At 63.8% G+C, this 17,400-nt stretch carries 14 protein-coding genes; 4 read left to right on the top strand and 10 right to left on the bottom strand.

Annotation, left to right across the window (positions count from 1 at the left end; all coding sequences use genetic code 11):
• Positions 1–77: 77 nt before the first annotated feature.
• The 6 genes from ABIB57_RS12395 to rarD form a co-directional block, all read right to left on the bottom strand.
• On the bottom strand, positions 78–947 hold the full coding sequence (locus ABIB57_RS12395) for a hypothetical protein (RefSeq protein WP_354041160.1): 870 nt from the start codon (positions 945–947) through the stop codon (positions 78–80).
• 418 nt (positions 948–1,365) lie between these two features.
• Positions 1,366–2,262, bottom strand: coding sequence for a methylenetetrahydrofolate reductase [NAD(P)H] (metF, locus tag ABIB57_RS12390; protein WP_354041158.1), 897 nt, complete (start codon positions 2,260–2,262; stop codon positions 1,366–1,368).
• A gap of 13 nt (positions 2,263–2,275) precedes the next feature.
• A complete protein-coding gene (locus ABIB57_RS12385; RefSeq protein WP_354041157.1) occupies positions 2,276–3,226 on the bottom strand; it encodes an ArsR/SmtB family transcription factor in 951 nt (316 codons plus the stop codon).
• Positions 3,227–3,458: 232 nt separating this feature from the next.
• Positions 3,459–4,256, bottom strand: coding sequence for a glycosyltransferase family 32 protein (locus ABIB57_RS12380; protein WP_354041155.1), 798 nt, complete (start codon positions 4,254–4,256; stop codon positions 3,459–3,461).
• A gap of 95 nt (positions 4,257–4,351) precedes the next feature.
• On the bottom strand, positions 4,352–5,485 hold the full coding sequence (locus tag ABIB57_RS12375; protein ID WP_354041153.1) for a DUF2336 domain-containing protein: 1,134 nt from the start codon (positions 5,483–5,485) through the stop codon (positions 4,352–4,354).
• A 287-nt stretch (positions 5,486–5,772) separates the two neighbouring features.
• Entirely contained in the window at positions 5,773–6,717 is a 945-nt protein-coding gene (gene rarD / locus ABIB57_RS12370; RefSeq protein WP_354041151.1) for an EamA family transporter RarD, read from the bottom strand.
• A gap of 166 nt (positions 6,718–6,883) precedes the next feature.
• On the opposite strand from rarD, the gene ABIB57_RS12365 reads away from it, so the two are divergent.
• A complete protein-coding gene (locus tag ABIB57_RS12365) occupies positions 6,884–7,333 on the top strand; it encodes a host attachment protein (protein WP_354041149.1) in 450 nt (149 codons plus the stop codon).
• A 178-nt stretch (positions 7,334–7,511) separates the two neighbouring features.
• Here the strand turns inward: ABIB57_RS12365 and ABIB57_RS12360 are convergent, their stop codons facing one another.
• Both ABIB57_RS12360 and ettA read right to left on the bottom strand, forming a co-directional pair.
• Positions 7,512–8,354, bottom strand: a complete 843-nt coding sequence (locus tag ABIB57_RS12360) for an alpha/beta fold hydrolase (RefSeq protein WP_354041148.1) — start codon at positions 8,352–8,354, stop codon at positions 7,512–7,514.
• A gap of 55 nt (positions 8,355–8,409) precedes the next feature.
• The gene (gene ettA, locus ABIB57_RS12355; RefSeq protein ID WP_354041147.1) at positions 8,410–10,065 is read right to left on the bottom strand and encodes an energy-dependent translational throttle protein EttA; all 1,656 of its coding nucleotides are present in this window, start codon (positions 10,063–10,065) and stop codon (positions 8,410–8,412) included.
• A gap of 324 nt (positions 10,066–10,389) precedes the next feature.
• On the opposite strand from ettA, the gene ABIB57_RS12350 reads away from it, so the two are divergent.
• The 3 genes from ABIB57_RS12350 (at position 10,390) to ABIB57_RS12340 (ending at position 14,236) form a co-directional block, all read left to right on the top strand.
• Positions 10,390–11,286, top strand: coding sequence for a TolB family protein (locus ABIB57_RS12350; protein WP_354041146.1), 897 nt, complete (start codon positions 10,390–10,392; stop codon positions 11,284–11,286).
• A 197-nt stretch (positions 11,287–11,483) separates the two neighbouring features.
• Entirely contained in the window at positions 11,484–12,860 is a 1,377-nt protein-coding gene (locus tag ABIB57_RS12345; protein ID WP_354041145.1) for a M16 family metallopeptidase, read from the top strand.
• A gap of 2 nt (positions 12,861–12,862) precedes the next feature.
• Positions 12,863–14,236, top strand: coding sequence for a M16 family metallopeptidase (locus ABIB57_RS12340; RefSeq protein WP_354041144.1), 1,374 nt, complete (start codon positions 12,863–12,865; stop codon positions 14,234–14,236).
• 9 nt (positions 14,237–14,245) lie between these two features.
• Here the strand turns inward: ABIB57_RS12340 and ABIB57_RS12335 are convergent, their stop codons facing one another.
• Positions 14,246–15,199, bottom strand: coding sequence for a phosphotransferase family protein (locus ABIB57_RS12335; protein WP_354041142.1), 954 nt, complete (start codon positions 15,197–15,199; stop codon positions 14,246–14,248).
• Complete coding sequence (locus ABIB57_RS12330; RefSeq protein WP_354041141.1) at positions 15,196–17,364, bottom strand: FdhF/YdeP family oxidoreductase; 2,169 nt, start codon at positions 17,362–17,364, stop codon at positions 15,196–15,198. The genes ABIB57_RS12335 and ABIB57_RS12330 overlap by 4 nt, the downstream gene beginning before the upstream one ends.
• Between the last annotated feature and the right edge of the window lie 36 nt (positions 17,365–17,400).

Raw genomic sequence — 17,400 nt, 5'->3', positions numbered from 1 at the left:
GTACCGCATATGTTTGTCCAGCATATATCGCAAGAGTGCGGCGGTCCACCGTCAGGAGTGCATAGCCGCTCTACGGATTAGTTCACGAAGGGAAAAAACACCGCATCGTCCTGCACCGGCCCGAGATAAACATCGCGACGCGGACGGCGGACGGCATTGCTGTCGTCATAATAGCCATCCGGGAAAGCGCGGTCGCTGGTCACCGTGGCCGACGACTTTTGCTGCCCCTGACGCCGGGCAAGGAACTCCGACAGCGGACCTGATTCCCAATCGCGCAGGTCGTCAACGACCGCCGCAGGCCGGGCATTGTTGTTGGCCACCACTTCGGGGGGCAGCACGATATCGTCATTGCGCGACGCGGTGGCCAGCGGACGGGTCACCGGCGTGGGGCGCATCGAGAGCGGCATCGGCATTGGCGCGACATTGGCGGCCGGCAGGGCGGCCACTTCGACAGGATCGATGGCGACTGGCGCTTCGGGGGCGACAATCGGCTTGGCCGGGGCCACGACCGCGGTTTCAACCGGGGCAACGACCGGCTTGGTTACGGCAGGTACGACAGGCTTGGCGGGCGCGGGCGCGACCACGGCCTGTGCCGGCTCGTCGCCGCCCGTAATATAGGAGGGCAATGCCTTGCCGGAGGACAGGAAGCTGTCGACGACCGGATTGGCGGCTGCGACGGGTTTGGCAACGGCTGGCACCACGGGCTTGGCCACGACAGGCTGCGTCGGCGCGATCGCCGCCGTCTCGATCACCGGGGCATGCGGGCGTTGGCTCAACGGCGCTGGAATCGGGGCTTCTACGCTGGGCAATTCGACCACGGTGGCAAGGGCGACCTGGTGGTCATCGCCCATCAACTGCTTGGAAACGGCGTCGGCCACGGGTATGGCGACGACAATACATAGGCCAGCCCAGGCCAGGCCATTGGTAATGCGGCGGTCGATCTGCATGTTTCCAGTCCCGAATTGCTCCGCCCTTTCGGGCGACAAAGCCGGTTTTCATGGCCAATTTGTGAAATTGGCACCGTCTTCCACCACACTCCCCGCGACCTGAATGGGACCTGAACGACGCTTCTTCAAGCTCGATGGCCGCCGAGCGCGGGTCTCATGGCACCAGATTATGGTGAACGCAAGGTTAATCCGGGTCCTGGACCCATGCATCCATGGCCGTCTCGATGTTCACATCTCTCTTGATGTCCCCACGAGCGCGATCCGTTCCCCCCTTGAGGGGAGGGTTAGGGTGGGGTGTCGGCGGTTCAGCAAACCGTGAACATCGAGTTCGCTCAGCCCTCGGCACCCCCACCCTCGATCCCTCCCCTCAAGGGGGAGGGAGGCAGGTCAGTGCGCGCTCGGAACTCAATGGGTCAGTCTAATCCGGGCGCTTCCCCAAGAGCCGCGCCAGCGCTAGCGCCAGGTTTGATCGGTTGAGCGTATAGATGTGGAACTCGGTCACGCCCTCGTCGAGCAGCTCGATGACCTGCTCGGCGGCGACTGCCGAGGCCACGAGCGCATGGGTCTCCGGATCATCCTCCAGCCCCTCGAAGCGCTCGGCCATCCAGGCGGGAATGGTCGCGCCGGTGCGGGCCGCGAAGCCTGAAATCTGCTTGAAGCTGTGGATGGGCTGGATGCCCGGCACGATCGGCGCGGTCACCCCAGCCGCGCGGGCGCGCTCGACATAGCGGAGGTAATCGGCGTTCTTGAAGAACATCTGGGTGATCGCGCGGGTGGCGCCGGCATCGATCTTGCGCTTGAGATTGGCGATATCGCTGTCCCAGTCCGGGCTCTGCGGATGCCGCTCGGGGTAAGCCGCCACCGAGATGTCGAAATCGCCGATCTTGCGAATACCCTCGACCAGTTCGGCCGCATTGCGATAACCATCGGGATGGGCGGTGAACGGCTGGCCGACGCCCTCCGGGGCATCGCCGCGCAGGGCCACGATGCGGGTAATCCCCGCGGCTTGATAGCCCCGCACCACCGCATCGACCTCGTCGCGCGAGGCCCCGACGCAGGTCAGGTGCGCCGCCGCATCGACCCCGGTATCGGCCTTGATCGAGGACACCATGCGCAGCGTGCGCTCGCGGGTGCCGCCACCGGCCCCATAGGTCACCGACACGAAGCGCGGCTTGAGCGGGGCCAGCTTATGGATGGACTCCCAGAATTTCTGCTCCATGACGTCGGTCTTGGGCGGAAAAAATTCGAAGCTGAGCTGCAGGTCGGGCCGCTTTTCCGCGGTAAGGCGACTGGCGCGGGCGTTGTCGTCAATCATGGTCTCAAAACTTTCAGTTCTTGTCGTTCAGCCGCCAGAGGCAGACCGTCAGTCCGTTTTCGCCGCTGTCGCTGGGAAATTCCCGCACCAGATCGACGTCCATTCCTATAGCCGCCGCCCAGGTCTCCAACTGCACCTGCGACAAGCCGAGCCGGCGATGGGCATGCTCGCTGCGCAGGAATTCCAGAGTGTGCGGCGCGAAATCCACGATGACGATCTGCCCGCCAGGCTTGAGCAGGCGCCGCGCCTGGGCCAGCATGCGGCCCGGATCGTCGAAATAATGCAATACCTGGTGGATCACCACCACATCGGCCGGGCCGACGCTGGCATCGAGATCGCCGATGTCGCCCAGCCGAACCTGCGCATGGCCGATGGCCGCATTGGCCAGCCGCGAGCGCGCCACCGCCAGCATTTCGCGGCTGGCATCGACGCCGACGCCGCGCTTGTAGGACCCCGCCAACACTTCCAGCATGCGCCCGGTGCCGGTGCCAAGATCGACCAATAAGTCGACCACCCTGCCCTCCAGCGCTTCGACCACCGCAGCCTCGACCGCGGATTCGGGCACGTGCAGGGTCTTGAGCAGATCCCAGCTACCAGCCACCTTGGCGAAATACTGCGCCGCCTGCTCCTGCTGGGCCGCGCGCACGGCATGCTGGCGTTCGCAATCGCGCTTGCGCTCGGGGTCGCTGTGATCCAAGCGGGTAATTAGCCATTGCGCCAACTCGGCGCCCTCGCCGCCTGATGCGAGCCCGTAATAGGCCCAGGCGCCCTCTGCATTGCGCTGCACGAGGCCCGCATCGGCCAGCAGCTTGAGATGACGCGAGACACGCGGCTGGCTTTGACGCAGAATTTCCGTGAGGTCCTTGACCGAATGGTCGCCATCGGACAGCAATGCCAACAGGCGCAACCGGGTCCCCTCACCCGCCGCTTTCAGCAATCCCACCAATGTTCCCAGCTCGGCCATCGCCCCTCACGAGATATAAAGATGTCTTTATATCCGATTTGACGGAGGGGTCTAGGGGGATTTGTGGCGGGCGGCGCGTCCAAGCCCCCTCATCCGCGCCTCGGGCACCTTCTCCCACAAGGGGAGAAGGGGATAGAGCCGAGAGCTCTCAGTCGTCCCCCCTCGCCCCTTGTGGGAGAGGGACAGCTTGCGACGCGTTCAGCGGAGCAAGCAGGGTGAGGGGGCTCTTCCCCTAAACTACCACCCCCAGCTCCGCACACAGCACCGCCAGCGCGCTGTCCGCCACCGGCACCGGCATCTCGGCCCGGCCGCGATTGGTGATCTGGCTGCGCCAGATGTGCACCGCCAGCGTCGCCGGGGTCACAAATTCTTCCAGCCGGCTCCCCGCCTGCATCAGTCGTGGAATTTCTTCGTAGCGCACCGGATAAAACACCTCCCGCGCCTGCACCTGCCCGGTCAGGCCCAGCGCGCGGGTATAGTGCGTCAGCGCAAACGGCCCCGTGGCACCATATTGCATATATTCGGGCGGCACCGCCTGCCCCATCAATCGTCGCGCCGCGACCTCCAGCCGCCGTCCGATCGGCAGATGCGGCTCCAACAGTGGGCGCTTCGCTTGGGTGAACACTGCCAGCAAATTATCGAGCAATTCGGACTGCGCCGGCAACAACAACACCGCGCCATTGACCGAGCCTTCGCGCTCCCAGCCCATCAGATAGTCCGGCGGTTCGGCGATGGGCCGCACGCAAAACACATCCAGGTCCGCCCAGATGCCGCGTTCGGCCTTGAGCAGGCTCATGCGGAAATAGTCGGAAAACACGCCCGGCGTGCCGCGCCCCTTGTAGAACACCAGCTTGTCGCGCGGCAAAATCTCAGCCGCACCGCGCCAGACCACGCCCTCGGGCAGCTCGTTCATCGGCTCGTAGGCATAGACTTCGACCCGATGCCCCTGCCGCACGAACGAGACGGCACACAGCCGCTCCAGCCAGCTCATTGGCCCGTGCCAGAACGTCACGATGGTCGGTAGTGTCATGTCTATTCCCCGCAGGCCCGGCAGCTCGCATCCAGATGGACGCGAATTGCCTAATAGCGGGTTGGCTGGCGAGGTCCAGCGCGATTTGCGATGCGCTAGAGGGCGGCCGCGGTCGCCGCGCGGTCTTCAGCGACGCGTTTGCGGAACGAATGCGCCCGCCACAATTCGAAGATGCCACTGGCTTCGTCGCGGCTGATCGCCTCGAAGCGGGCCAGCACATTGCGTTTGTCCATCTCGGTGGGCAGGTCTCGCCAAGGCAACATGCCGACGATGGACTCGAACAACTCCGGGGTCAGCCCGGCGGCGCGCAGCGCCACGGTGATGGCCACGTAATCCTGTCCCGCCAGCCATTTGACGAACACTTCGGGCTCCACCCGCAGCATCACCGTCAGCGCCGCCGCCGCATGGTGGCCATAGCCAAACCGCGCGAACCGGGCCAGCGCCCGATCGTCGAGCTGACGGCGGTCGCTGAGCGCCTTGACCTGATTATAGGCCAGTTTCCATTCGGTGGCCGAAAAGCCCGCCCGATTGCGCATGCGATTATAAACCACCGCGTTGATCTTGCCGGCCGCGATCGGATCGACATGGCTATCCACGTCGCCCAGCGCTTCGAGCACCTTGCCGGCCGCTTCATCGATTTGCCCACGCAGCGAGGACCAATCGATCTCGGTGCGTGCGCGCAGATCGTGGGCGATTTCGGCATCTACCCTTGCGCGTGCCACCAGCTTGCGGAGCGTCTCGGCATCGAATTCGGCGGTGGGATTGCGCACCAGGCGGACCACCGAGGAGGTCCGGCCATGCTCGACGATCGCTTCGCCGACGCGCTCGGGGACATTGACCCGGCTGGCAATGGCCACTCGGTGGGCCTCGCCATGCGTGCTGATAATGTCGATCAGGTCGTCATCGCTGAGCACGTTGGAAAATTCCAGCAGGGGCCGCGCCACTTCGATGACGTCATTGGCCAGCTTGACCACCACCGTGCCCGGCGCCCGCTCGAGCGGCGCCAGGAGCTTGGCGACATGCACCCGCGCTTCCACCTCGACCAGCTCCGCCAGTTGGCAGAGCACTTCGTCATATTGGGCCACCTGCTCGTCATCGCACTGTGCGGAGACGAAGCTGAAGAGCTGCGCCATGTTGCGGAACAACTGGTCGCGTTCGGAGTGGTTCTCTTCGCCGTTCAGAACCCTGAAGCTCGAAAACGCCCGCTGTCCCTGGTCAAGCTCGCTCATCATGTGTCTCCCGGCTCCTGCCGCAAATCTGGAGCATCAGGATGGACCGGCAGGTTCTCGTGCCCGCTGAAATTGCCAGTTCGGATTTGATTCAAATTGTCGGGATTTTTTACCGATGGCGTGGGGAGCCCGGAAACCCTTACCGATCCCGCAATCGCAGCCGCAATATCCCACCCGCTGTCCTTCCCGCGGGCTTGACCCGCGGGCCGCTCTCAGCCCGGCACGCGCGACGGGAGGCCCGCGGGTCAAGTCCGCGGGAAGGGCGGTGGATGTGGAAATAGCGTGCCCTACGCCGCAATAGCCCTCGGGCGGCGCCGGAAACTGTCCCAGCTGAACACAACCAGCGACAGCCAGATCAGCGCAAAGCTCACCAGCCGCGTGGCATTCATTTCCTCGTGGAACACGAACACCGCGATCAGGAACTGGATCGACGGCGCCAGATACTGGAACATGCCAATGGTCGTCAGCCGCAGCCGCTGCACCGCGAAGGCGAACAGCAGCAGCGGCACCGCCGTTGCCGGGCCAGTCAAAATCAGCAGCAGCAGCATGGTCGGATCGCTATGCACGCCGATGCCCACGGTCACCAGATTATAGCCGATATAGGCAATCGCCACCGGCGCGATCATCAGCGTTTCGGCGAACAGGCCCGTGGCCGGCCCCAGCATCGCCGTCTTGCGGAAATAACCGTAGAGCCCGAACGATATCGCCAGACCCAGCGAGATATAGGGCACGCTGCCCAAGGCGGCCGTCTGGATACCGATGGCAATCACCGCGATGCCGATCGAGACCGTTTGCCACCTGTTCTGCCGCTCACCCAAAAACACCATGCCGATGGCGATATTGACCAGCGGGTTGATGAAATAGCCAAAGCTGGCCTGCAGCAATTCGTTGGCGTCGACCGCGTAGACATAGAGCAGCCAATTGAACGCCAGCAGCACCGACGAAAGGGCCAGCACGCGCACCTTGCGACCGTCGCGCAGGAAAGCGCGCACTTCGCCGAACTTGCCGGTGATGGCGAGGACGACGGCCAAAAGGATCAGCGAATACATCGTGCGTTCAGCCACGACGAGCACAGCGCCCGCCTCGCTCAGCGGATGCAGCAGCAGCGGCAGGAAGCCCCAGAGCAGATAGGCGACGAGCGCCGCCACGACCCCATTGGCGGCGTCCTTGGCATCGATGACGGGGGCTGGCGCCCGGGCGAGCGTCGCAGGCGCCGATTCTGGCAGGGACATGAAAAACTCCGCGCCCGGACGGCGCCGTAAAAGCCTGTGATAGCAGCGGCGCCAGCACCTCGCCAATGAAGCTTTGTGATCGCAACCCGCCCCATTTTGATGACTAAGGGCCAACCTTTTGGGTCGCGGCACGTTGGTACCATTGAGACCAACAGGAGCAATTGCCATGAAGAAGACCGTCACTTGGGTATTGATCGCCGATGGCGCCCAGGCCCGCGTGCTGCAGCATAACGGCCCCGGCAAAGGCCTCACTCAGGTCGATGGGCTGGACTTTTCGATCGATACCAAACAGGCGCAGGACATCATGTCAGATCGCCCCGGCCGTAGTCACGCCTCCAACGGCTCGGCCCGCAGCGGCATGGAGCCCAAGACCGACCCCGTCGAATATCGCGAAACCCAGTTTGTCAAATCGCTCGCCGACATGCTCGACCGCCAGCAGCAGAAGGGCGCCTATGATCGCCTGGTGATCGCCGCGGCTCCCATTGCGTTGGGGGACATCCGCAAGGCCATGAGTGCCGGCGTCAAGAAGACCGTGGTCGCAGAACTCGACAAGGATCTGACCAATTTGCCGACGGCGCAGTTGGACAAGCATTTCGACGGGATTTTGAGCGTTTAGTTTCAAAGGGTTGGCTGTCTGAGGTGCTCGGCCTGCTTCACCTCTCCCTTTGGGGGAGAGGTCGACCCTCTTGGGTCGGGTGAGGGGGCCTTTGCTGGGTGAGGCGTTTGCCCGAAGGCCCCCTCACCCGTCGCTGCGCGCCGACCTCTCCCCCAAAGGGAGAGGTGAAGGACAGTCGCTACTCGTCCTCGTCCTCATCATCCGCGTCGCCACTGATCGCATCCAAAAACTGCAGCAGCAGGGGATTGACCAAATCCGGCCGTTCAATGCTCGGAATATGCGCGACATCTTCCAGCACCACCGCGAAGGCGTTGGGCATTTCTTCGGACAGGTGATCGTGCCGCTCGATCAGGTAGTTGAAATCCTGGTCACCGACCATCAGCAGGGTCGGCGTATTGATGCTGTCCATCCGCTGGTATGCATCCGCGCGCCGCTCTTCCAGCGTCAATTCCGGCTTGCGCAATGCCACGCCATTCATGTCGAGGAACAACGTCCGCGCCGCGCCACCAACCCGGCCGTTAGCCGCGCGTGGCCCGTCGAGCCATTCATGCGCCTGCACCTTGTTGAGCATGTCGAGATCGCCACGCTCGAAGGCGTCTTCCTCGGCCATTTCCAGCTGCTGCTCGACCTCGCTAACCTCCGCCGGCGCGCCGGTGATGGAAGTGCCGATCAGCACCAGCCCCAGGACGCGCCCGGGATAGCGCAGCGCGAAATCCACCGCCAGGCCGCCGCCCATCGAGCAGCCGACCAGCACCGCCGCATGAATATCGCGCGCGGCCAGCACCGCCACCAGATCGTCGACATGGTTGAACGCCACGTCCTCGCTGACGCTCTCGCCATAGCCGCGCCGGTCATAGGCGATCGCCTCCCAGCCCTCCTCGGCGACCTCGTCCATCTGGCTCTGCCACATCCGCTTGTCGCAGACCCCGGCATGCAAAAACACCACCGGCAGGCCCTCGCCCGCCGCGATGCCGGCCAATGTTGCGCCCCGAACGGCAACCGAAAACGGCGTCCCGACCACGCACAAAACTCCACACTCATTGCAAAAAGGCCGGGCTCCCGCCCAGCCCCAATCCCTACCGCGTCAGCGGCTTGTAGGTCGCGCGCTTCGGGTTGACCGCGTCGGCGCCCAGGCGGCGGACCTTGTCGGCTTCGTAGTCGGCAAAATTGCCCTCGAACCATTCGACATGGCTATTGCCCTCGAAGGCCAGCATGTGGGTCGCCAGGCGATCGAGGAACATGCGATCATGGCTGATGATCACGGCGCAGCCGGCGAATTCCTCCAGCGCCTCTTCGAGCGCGGCGAGGGTTTCGGTGTCCAGGTCGTTGGTGGGCTCATCGAGCAGCAACACGTTGGAGCCGCTCTTGAGCATCTTGGCGAGGTGGACGCGATTGCGCTGCCCACCCGAGAGATTACCGACCTTCTGCTGCTGATCGCCGCCCTTGAAGTTGAACGAGGACGTGTAGGCGCGCGAATTGACCTCGCGCTTGCCCAGCATCAGGATTTCATCGCCCTCGGAGATTTCCTCCCAGACGGTCTTGTTGGGGTTGAGGCTGTCGCGGCTCTGGTCGACATAGCCCATGTGCACGCTGTCGGCGATGGTCACGGTGCCGGAATCCGGCGTTTCCTGGCCCGTCAGCATACGGAACAGCGTGGTCTTGCCCGCGCCGTTGGCCCCGATGATGCCGACGATACCGCCAGGCGGCAGCTTGAAGGTCAGGTTGTCGATCAGCAGGCGATCGCCATAGGACTTCGACAACCCTTCGATATCGATGACGTTATTGCCCAGCCGCTCGCCAGCCGGAATGATGATCTGGGCGGTCGAGGACTGCGTGCGCGCCTCGTTGATCTTGACCAGTTCTTCATAGGATTTGAGGCGGGCCTTGGACTTGGTCTGGCGCGCCTGGGGCGACTGGCCCATCCATTCGCGCTCACGCTCCAGCACCTTGGCGCGGGCCTGGTCTTCGGATTTCTCCTGCGCAAAGCGCTTGGCCTTGGCGGTCAGGTAGGCGGAATAGTTGCCCTCATACGGCACGCCCTTGCCGCGATCGAGCTCGAGAATCCATCCGGTCACGTTGTCGAGGAAGTAGCGATCATGGGTGATGATCAGCACGGCGCCTTCGAACTCGCGCAGATGGCGTTCGAGCCATGCAGTGGTTTCGGCATCGAGATGGTTGGTGGGTTCGTCGAGCAAAAGCAGGTCGGGCTTACTCAGCAACAGCGCACACAGCGCCACGCGGCGGCGCTCGCCACCCGACAGCTTGGTGACGTCGGCATCGCCGGGCGGGCAGCCCAGGGCTTCCATCGCCACTTCGACCTGTGATTCCAGATCCCACAGGTTTTCCGCGTCGATCTGGTCCTGCAGCTTGGATGCCTCGTCGGCGGTCGCGTCGGAATAGTCCATCATCAGCTCGTTGTAACGATCGATGACGGCCTTCTTCTCCTTGACCCCGGTCATGACGTTGCCGAGCACGTTCAGTGCTGGGTCCAGCTCCGGCTCCTGGCTCAGGTAGCCGAGCTTGGCGCCCTGCGCGAGCCAGGCTTCGCCGGTAAATTCGGTATCGATCCCGGCCATGATCTTGAGCAGCGTCGATTTACCCGAGCCATTCGGCCCCAACACGCCGATCTTGGCATCGGGGTAGAAAGACAGGTGGATATTGTCCAACACCTTCTTGCCGCCGGCATAGGCTTTGGACATTCCGCTCATGTGGTAGATGAATTGGCGAGCCATCGGCTTGCAAACCTCGATAACGGGAACAGGATTTGCCCCGTATGTAGGCCAAGGCCCCCGGCGCGGCAATCCTGTTCGATGCAGACCCCCTCATCCGCCCCTTCGGGGCACGTTCCCCCACGAGGGGAGAAGGGGATAGAACCGAAATTTCGCAATCGTCCCCATCGCCCCTTGTGGGAGAGGGACAGACTATTTTGCGTTCAGCAGAATAGTCAGGGTGAGGGGTGCGATCTCTCCACAGCGACTCTACGCTCGCCCCCTATCCACCCAAAACTTTCTAAGCTACGCTGGATTAACGTTCATACAACGACAAGGCGTTCTATCTTGACCTTCACCTTTCCCCGCCGTGGCCGCACGCTGTTGGCCGGCCAGCGCTCCGAACTGACCGTCATCGACCTCGCTGGCAACGCGACCGTCATCTTCACCGCCGATGAAATCATCGAGGCCCCGAACTGGACTGCGGACGGCACCGCGCTGGTGTTCAATGCCGGCGGCAAGCTGTTCCGCATCGCCCCCACCGGCGGCGAGGTGACCCCGATCGATACCGGCCACCTGGCCGACCTGAACAATGACCACGTCCTGTCCCCCGATGGTTCGACCATCTATGTCAGCTCCGACGATGGCCACCTCTATGCGGTGCCTTTCGCCGGTGGCGAGCCGCGCCGCGTATCCAACACGCATGACACCCCGTTCCACTATTACCTGCATGGCATTTCGCCAGATGGCAAAACGCTGAGCTACGTCGCCATCGAGGGCAAAGGTCCCGATCGCCGCGTCAACATCTTCACCATTCCGGCTGCTGGAGGCGCCGATACCCGCCTGACGGACGTATCGGTGCCCAATGACGGCCCCGAATACTCGCCCGATGGCCGCTGGGTTTATTTCAACTCCGAACTGGCGGCGAGCCAGCCCGGCCATGCCCAGATTTTCCGCATGAACGCCACCGACGGCAGCGGATTGGAACAATTGACCTTCGATAACCTGGTCAATTGGTTCCCCCACCTGTCGCCCGACGGCAAGCAGATCGCCTTCATCAGCTTCCCCACCGGCACTCTCGGCCACCCGGCCGACAAGGATGTGCTGCTGCGCATGATGAACCCCGATGGCTCCGATCAGCGCACGCTGGTCAGCTTCTTCGGCGGCCAGGGCACCATCAACGTCAATTCCTGGGCGCCCGACAGCCAACGCTTCGCCTACGTCGCCTATCCCGTGGCGAAATAACGCCCTCGGGCAGGTCGGACACCATTCGGTCTCGACCTGCCGCCTTGGCGGCGAGCCTTAAGCCGTCCCTGCCAGCGGGCTCGCTAATGCCATAGAATTGCTCGCATACCGCCACGCCAGCGGCTCGACTTGACCCCACTTTGCGCTCTACAAGGCAAACCCATCGCCATCGTCGGCGGGGAAGCCTGGAGCGTCTGATGGTGTCGATGACTGGATTGGCGCGTGCCGGTGCCTTGGCGCTATCGATCGCAACGCTGAGCTTGCCCGCGCTGGCCGAGGCCCCGGCGGCCGTCGCCAACGAGGCGGCCGTGACGCATTACGTGCTCGATAATGGCCTCGAAATCGTCGTCATCCCCGATCACCGCTCGCCCATTGTCACCCATATGGTGTGGTACAAGATCGGCAGCGCCGACGAGCCGCCCGGCAAGTCCGGCATCGCCCACTTCTTCGAGCACCTGATGTTCAAGGGCACCAAGGCGCACCCGGCCGGCGAATTCGACCGCGTGGTCAGCGAAATCGGCGGCAACCAGAACGCCTTCACGGCCAATGACTACACCGCCTTTTTCCAGACCGTGCCGCCCGAGGCGCTGCCCACCATGATGAGCCTTGAGGCCGATCGCATGCGCGGCCTGATCCTGTCTGAGGATGTCATCGGCGCCGAGCGCGACGTGGTGCTCGAAGAGCGCCGCTCGCGGATCGACGGCAGCCCGCGCGCCTTGTTGCAGGAAGAGACCCAGGCCACCCTGTTCCAGAACAGTCCCTACCGCATTCCGGTAATCGGCTGGCTGCATGAGATGGAACAGCTCAACCGCCTCGATGCGACGGCCTTCTATGATCGATATTACGCGCCCAACAATGCCGTGCTGGTCGTGGCCGGCGATGTCGAGCCCGAAGCGGTGCTGGCGCTGGCGAAGACCACCTATGGCCTGGTGCCGCGTGGCCCAGACTTGCCGCCGCGCGTGCGTCCGTCCGAACCTGAGCACAATACGCGCCGCACCGTCACCATGAACGACGCGCGCGTCGGCGTGCCCAGCTATTCCACATCCTGGGTGGTCCCCACCTATCACAATGCCAAGCCCGGCGAGGCCGAGGCGCTCGACCTGCTGTCCGAAATCCTGGGCGGCGGCACGCGCAGCCGGCTCTACCAACAGGTCGTGGTCAAGACCGGTATCGCCTCGGCGACCGGCGCGGGCTACGATTCAGGCGCCTACGATCCCAGCACCTTCACCGTATATGGCGTGCCCCAGGGCGATAACACGCTGGCGACGGTCGAAGCGGCCGTCAGCGCCCAGATCGCGCTGCTGATCAAGGACGGCGTCACCGAACAGGAACTGGACAGCGCCAAGACGCGCTATGTCCGCAGCCTGGTTTTCGCCCGCGACGAACAGGCCGACATGGCCAATCTCTACGGCCGGGAACTCGCCACCGGCGGCACCGTCGAAGACATTGCCGAGTGGCCGGATCGTATTCGCGCTGTCACCGCCGAGCAGGTTCGGGCCGTCGCCCAGCGCTATCTCGATCCATCCGTCGCGGTCACCAGTTACCTGTTGCCGCCCGCCACCGAGGGCAAATAGCCATGGCCGTTCGTTTCGTCTCCGCCCTCGCTGTCGCCCTGCTAACCCTCTTGGCCATTGTCCCCGCGCAAGCCGAAGTGGTGTTCCAGGACGTCACATCCCCCAAGGGCATCCACGCCTGGCTGGTTGAGGACTATTCGGTTCCCCTCGTCACCATCCGCTTTTCGTTCGCCGGCGGCACCTCGCAGGATCCTGTCGGCAAGGAGGGCCTGGCCAATCTGATGACCAGCCTGTTCGATGAGGGCGCGGGCGAGCTCGACAGCGACACCTTCCAGATCAAGCTGGATGACGCTGGAGCCGAAATGAGTTTTTCCGCCGACCTGGACGGTGTCTACGGCTCCATGCGCATGCTGGCCGACCAGCAACCGGAAGCCTTTGGCCTGCTCAAGATGTCGGTGCAAAACCCGCGCTTCGACCAGAACCCGATCGATCGCATGCGCAGCCAGATCGTTTCCGGCATCCTCGCCAGTGCGCAGCGGCCCGAGACCGCGGCCGATCAGCAATGGGCCAAGACGCTTTATGGCGATCATCCCTATTCGCGCACGAGTGAAGGCACAATTCCCGGCCTGGCGGCCGTCACGGCCGAAGATTTGCGCGCCTTCCACAAAGCGATGTTCGCCCGCGCCAACCTGCATATTGGCGTCGTGGGCGCCATCGATGCGGAGACCCTGAAGGCGCGGCTGGACGAGGTATTCGGTGATCTGCCCGCCGGGCCGGCCCTGACGCCGGTCGCCGATATGGTGCCAAAGCTCGGCCAGGATATCGCCATCACCTACAACCTGCCGCAGACCACGATCTACATGGCCTATCCGGGCGTGCGTCGCGACGACGCCGATTTCTTCGCGGCTTACGTGATGAACTATATCCTGGGCGGCGGCGATTTCTCCTCGCGCCTGTTCGCCGAAGTGCGCGAAAAACGCGGCCTGACCTATGGCATCAGCTCGTCGCTGCAGAACGCCGACCATGCCGATTCCCTGGTGATCGGCACCTCGACGCGCGCCGACCGCGCCAGCGAAACCCTCAAGGTCATCGAGGACGTGATTGCCCGCCTCGCCAAGGACGGCCCGACCGAAGCGGAGCTGGCCTCGGCCAAGAAATATATCATCGGCTCCTATGCCATCAACAGCATGAGCTCCTCGGTCGCCATCGCCAATACGCTGGTCGGCCTGCAGGATGTCGATCTGCCCATCGACTACATGGCGCGGCGTCCGGCGCTGATCAACGCCGTCACGCTCGAGCAGGTCAAGGCTGCGGCCGTCAAGCTGCTGAGCGTCAAGCCGACCATCCTGCTGCTGGGTCCGGCAGCAACACCGGCCGATACCCCGGCTGCCCAACCTGCGCCCGCCCCGATGCCGGAAGCACCCGCGCAGCCATGAATCTGGGGGCTATTCGCGTGCCATCGCGACGATCGAAGTAAACGCCGCGAGCATTCTCGACCTGTCCTCGGGCTTCGACTTCTGTTCATTGCCGTTGAACACCCCACCATGTTCCGCCATCAGGTCGCGCAGGAACAGGGCGACATAGAGCCGGAAAACCGCGTCGTCCAACTGCCCCGCATGGCGCAGCCAGGCAGTGACGTAGCTGGGTGGCCCGCCATAGGCCAGCAGCGCCGCCAGGGTCAGCGCTGCTGGATAGCGTGGGTCGCCGAAACACAAATCGTCAACATCGACAATGCCGGACAGCGTGCCGGTTGGGTCGATGATGACGTTCTTGGTCGTCGTATCGTGCAGGAACGGCGTGGCTGCGATATCGGCCAACCGCTCGCGCTGGGTTGCCAATATCGTCTCCACAACGTCGATCGGGCTGGTGTCGAACAGTCCATGGGCCGTCATGCGCTGCCGCGATCGATTGAGGTTGGCGGCCAGCACGTCCTCCCACCTGCCAAACGGCGCGTCCTCCGGCCGGATCGCATATCCATAGCGACCTGCCGATCCCGTCTGCCCGGCGGCGGCTTGCGCGGCGGCAACGCCGGCTGCGATACCATCAAGCTGGTTCTCCGATAGCGATCCGATGACGCCACCAAGATCGCCTCCAGCCAGCCGTTCCAGCACGATCCAGGGCAAATTCGCTTCGATGTCCTGGGCCAACAGAGCCGGCAGTGGCACTCCGCGCGGCCTCAGCAATGCCGAGAGATGCACGGCGCCCGCCATTTCGGCATGCGCCGATTGGCTACCGATGCGCACCACGACCGGCGCCGATTGGGCAAACTGCGCCTCGTAGACGTAGTGCTGCGCGCCGGTGGTAAACCGCGTGACCGCTATGGGCGAGGCGCCCGTAACCTGCTCCGCCACCAAGGCGGCCAATGCCGCGCTCGGCACGGTCTCGGCGGAACCGATCACGCCTCGATCCACACGGGTACGGACTTGAAAGCCGGGGTCTTGCTGCGAGGATCAACCGCCGTGCCCACCAGCACATTGGCCTCGGGGTAATAGGCCATGGCGCTGCCCCGCGGTAGGTCGAACTCCTTGACCACCGCGCTCATCCGCCCCACGTCGGAGGCCAGCGTCACCACCTGCCCCGCGCTGACACCGAATGCCGCCATGTCGGCGCCATTCAGGAACACCGCGTCGCGGCCCGCGCCGCCCCGGTAGCTGTCATTGTCCTCGTAGATGATGGTGTTGAACTGGCCCTCGCTGCGCACCGTCGCCAGCAGCAGCTTGCCCGCCTCCAGCACCGGCAGCGGCGTCACCACGAAATGCGCCCGTCCATCGGCGGTGCCGAATTCAGGCACATGCATGACGCGGTGCTTGATGTGAAATTCCTGCTTGGCCACGTCGATATCGGCCAGTTGCTCAAGCCCCGGCACGATCGCCGCAATCGCCTCACGCACCCTGGAGTGTTGGGCGAACGCTTTGAAATCGACGGGAGAGTCCGGCAGCAGCCGCACCGCGATATCGCAGAGGATATGGCTTTCCGGCCGCACATGCTCCAACCGCCTGATGCCGCCATCGCTGAGCCGCACATAGTTGAACATCGATTCCTGCGTGGTCGGCTGCCACTCCTCGTCGCGCGCCGTGACCGGCAGGATCAGCACTTCGCCATCGCCCAAGCCATGCACATGGCCCAGGTTCAGCGTCGTGGTGAGGAACAGCTTGAACCCGATATTGCCCATCGCCCGGCTGGCAAATTCCGTATCCGGCGTGGCGCCCCACAGATTCCCGCCCATGATCACCGCCGCGTCGATCTCGCCGCGTTCGGCCGCCTTGAGGCAGGCCATGGTGTCCATGCCCTGCTGGCTCGGAAAGCTCATCCCGAAGGCGGTTTCCATCTTGCCCAGCACATCCTTGGCCAGCACCGGCTTGACCCCGATCGTGCCGATGCCCTGCACGTTGGAATGCCCCCGCAGCGGCAGCAGCCCGGCAAAACGCTTGCCCACCATGCCGCGCAGGGTCGCCAGATTGGCGATGGCCTCGACATTTTCCACGCCATGAACGTGGTGCGTCATCCCCATGCCCCAGGCGAATACGGCATTCTGCGCCTGCCCATAACGTTGCGCGATCTCTTCAATGCGCGCCTGCGCAATGCCGCAGGCCGCCACGATCTCATCCCAGCTCAACGCATCTAGATCGGCCCGGAACGCCTCGTAGCCGCTGGCGTGGGCGGCGATGAAGTCACGCGCTTCCAGCCCCGCCGCGATCACCGCCTTGGCGATGCCCTTCATTAGCGCGATGTCCGAGCCGATGCGCGGCTGCAGGTAGTCCGAGGCAATTTCACTGCCGCCCTTGAGCATCGAGGAAGGCGACTTCGGCACCGCGAACTTGACCAGCCCCGGCTCCTTGGCCGGATTGATGACGATGACCTGCCCGCCCCGCTCGCGGCAGTTTTTCAGCATGTGGATGAAGCGCGGATGATTGGACGATGGATTGGCGCCGATCACGAAGATCAGGTCGCAGCCTGTGAGGTCCTCCAGCTCGACGCTGGCCGTGCCCGAGCCGATCGTCGTCTTCAGCCCCTCGCTGGTCGCCTGGTGGCAATAATAGGAGCAGTTATTGACGTTGTTGGTGCCGTAGGCGCGCGCCAAAAGCTGGAAAATGAACCCCGCCTCGTTGGACGAGCGCCCCGAGGAATAAAAGAAACTGCGCTGCGGTTGCGTCACCTTGAGCTGCGCGGCCGCGTGGGCGATGGCAAAGTCCCAGCCCACCGGCTCAAACCGCTCCGCACCCGCGGCCTTGAAGATCGGCGTCCCCAGCCGCCCGAGCTTTTCCATCTCGCGCCCGGTCAACTCGCCCAGCTCGGCAATGGAATGTTCGAAAATCGGCTCCGGAATGGCCGCGCGCACGTCGCTCGATTGCGCTTGCACGCTCTTGTTGCAGACCGAGGGAAATTCCCCCAGCTCGTTGGTCATGCCGCCGCGCTGGCCGCCCATGCCATAGGCACAGGCCTTGCAAGCATTCTTGGACGTCAACGCCTTGGCTGCCTTGCCCACGCCCATCCGGCCAACGGTCTGCAGCGTATAGAGAACCTTTTTGGGTCCGCCACCGACGATCGGCTTGCCATGGGCCATCACATACTCCTCTGCCGTCTACAGCGGCGCATGCTG

The organism is Devosia sp. UYZn731 (genome assembly GCF_040546795.1).
In the GTDB taxonomy this organism is placed as follows: domain Bacteria; phylum Pseudomonadota; class Alphaproteobacteria; order Rhizobiales; family Devosiaceae; genus Devosia.
Note: the sequence above shows the minus strand (reverse complement) of the source record. Positions and strands in the feature narration are given on the sequence as shown.

Excerpts from the sequence above, each read along its gene's own strand:
- ABIB57_RS12375 (WP_354041153.1), bottom strand. The coding sequence starts at position 5,485 with ATGAGCGAGCTTGACCAGGGACAGCGGGCGTTTTCGAGCTTCAGGGTT.
- ABIB57_RS12365 (WP_354041149.1), top strand. The coding sequence starts at position 6,884 with ATGAAGAAGACCGTCACTTGGGTATTGATCGCCGATGGCGCCCAGGCC.
- ettA (WP_354041147.1), bottom strand. The coding sequence starts at position 10,065 with ATGGCTCGCCAATTCATCTACCACATGAGCGGAATGTCCAAAGCCTAT.
- ABIB57_RS12380 (WP_354041155.1), bottom strand. The coding sequence starts at position 4,256 with ATGACACTACCGACCATCGTGACGTTCTGGCACGGGCCAATGAGCTGG.
- ABIB57_RS12385 (WP_354041157.1), bottom strand. The coding sequence starts at position 3,226 with ATGGCCGAGCTGGGAACATTGGTGGGATTGCTGAAAGCGGCGGGTGAG.
- rarD (WP_354041151.1), bottom strand. The coding sequence starts at position 6,717 with ATGTCCCTGCCAGAATCGGCGCCTGCGACGCTCGCCCGGGCGCCAGCC.
- ABIB57_RS12340 (WP_354041144.1), top strand. The coding sequence starts at position 12,863 with ATGGCCGTTCGTTTCGTCTCCGCCCTCGCTGTCGCCCTGCTAACCCTC.
- ABIB57_RS12395 (WP_354041160.1), bottom strand. The coding sequence starts at position 947 with ATGCAGATCGACCGCCGCATTACCAATGGCCTGGCCTGGGCTGGCCTA.
- metF (WP_354041158.1), bottom strand. The coding sequence starts at position 2,262 with ATGATTGACGACAACGCCCGCGCCAGTCGCCTTACCGCGGAAAAGCGG.
- ABIB57_RS12345 (WP_354041145.1), top strand. The coding sequence starts at position 11,484 with ATGGTGTCGATGACTGGATTGGCGCGTGCCGGTGCCTTGGCGCTATCG.
- ABIB57_RS12330 (WP_354041141.1), bottom strand. The coding sequence starts at position 17,364 with ATGGCCCATGGCAAGCCGATCGTCGGTGGCGGACCCAAAAAGGTTCTC.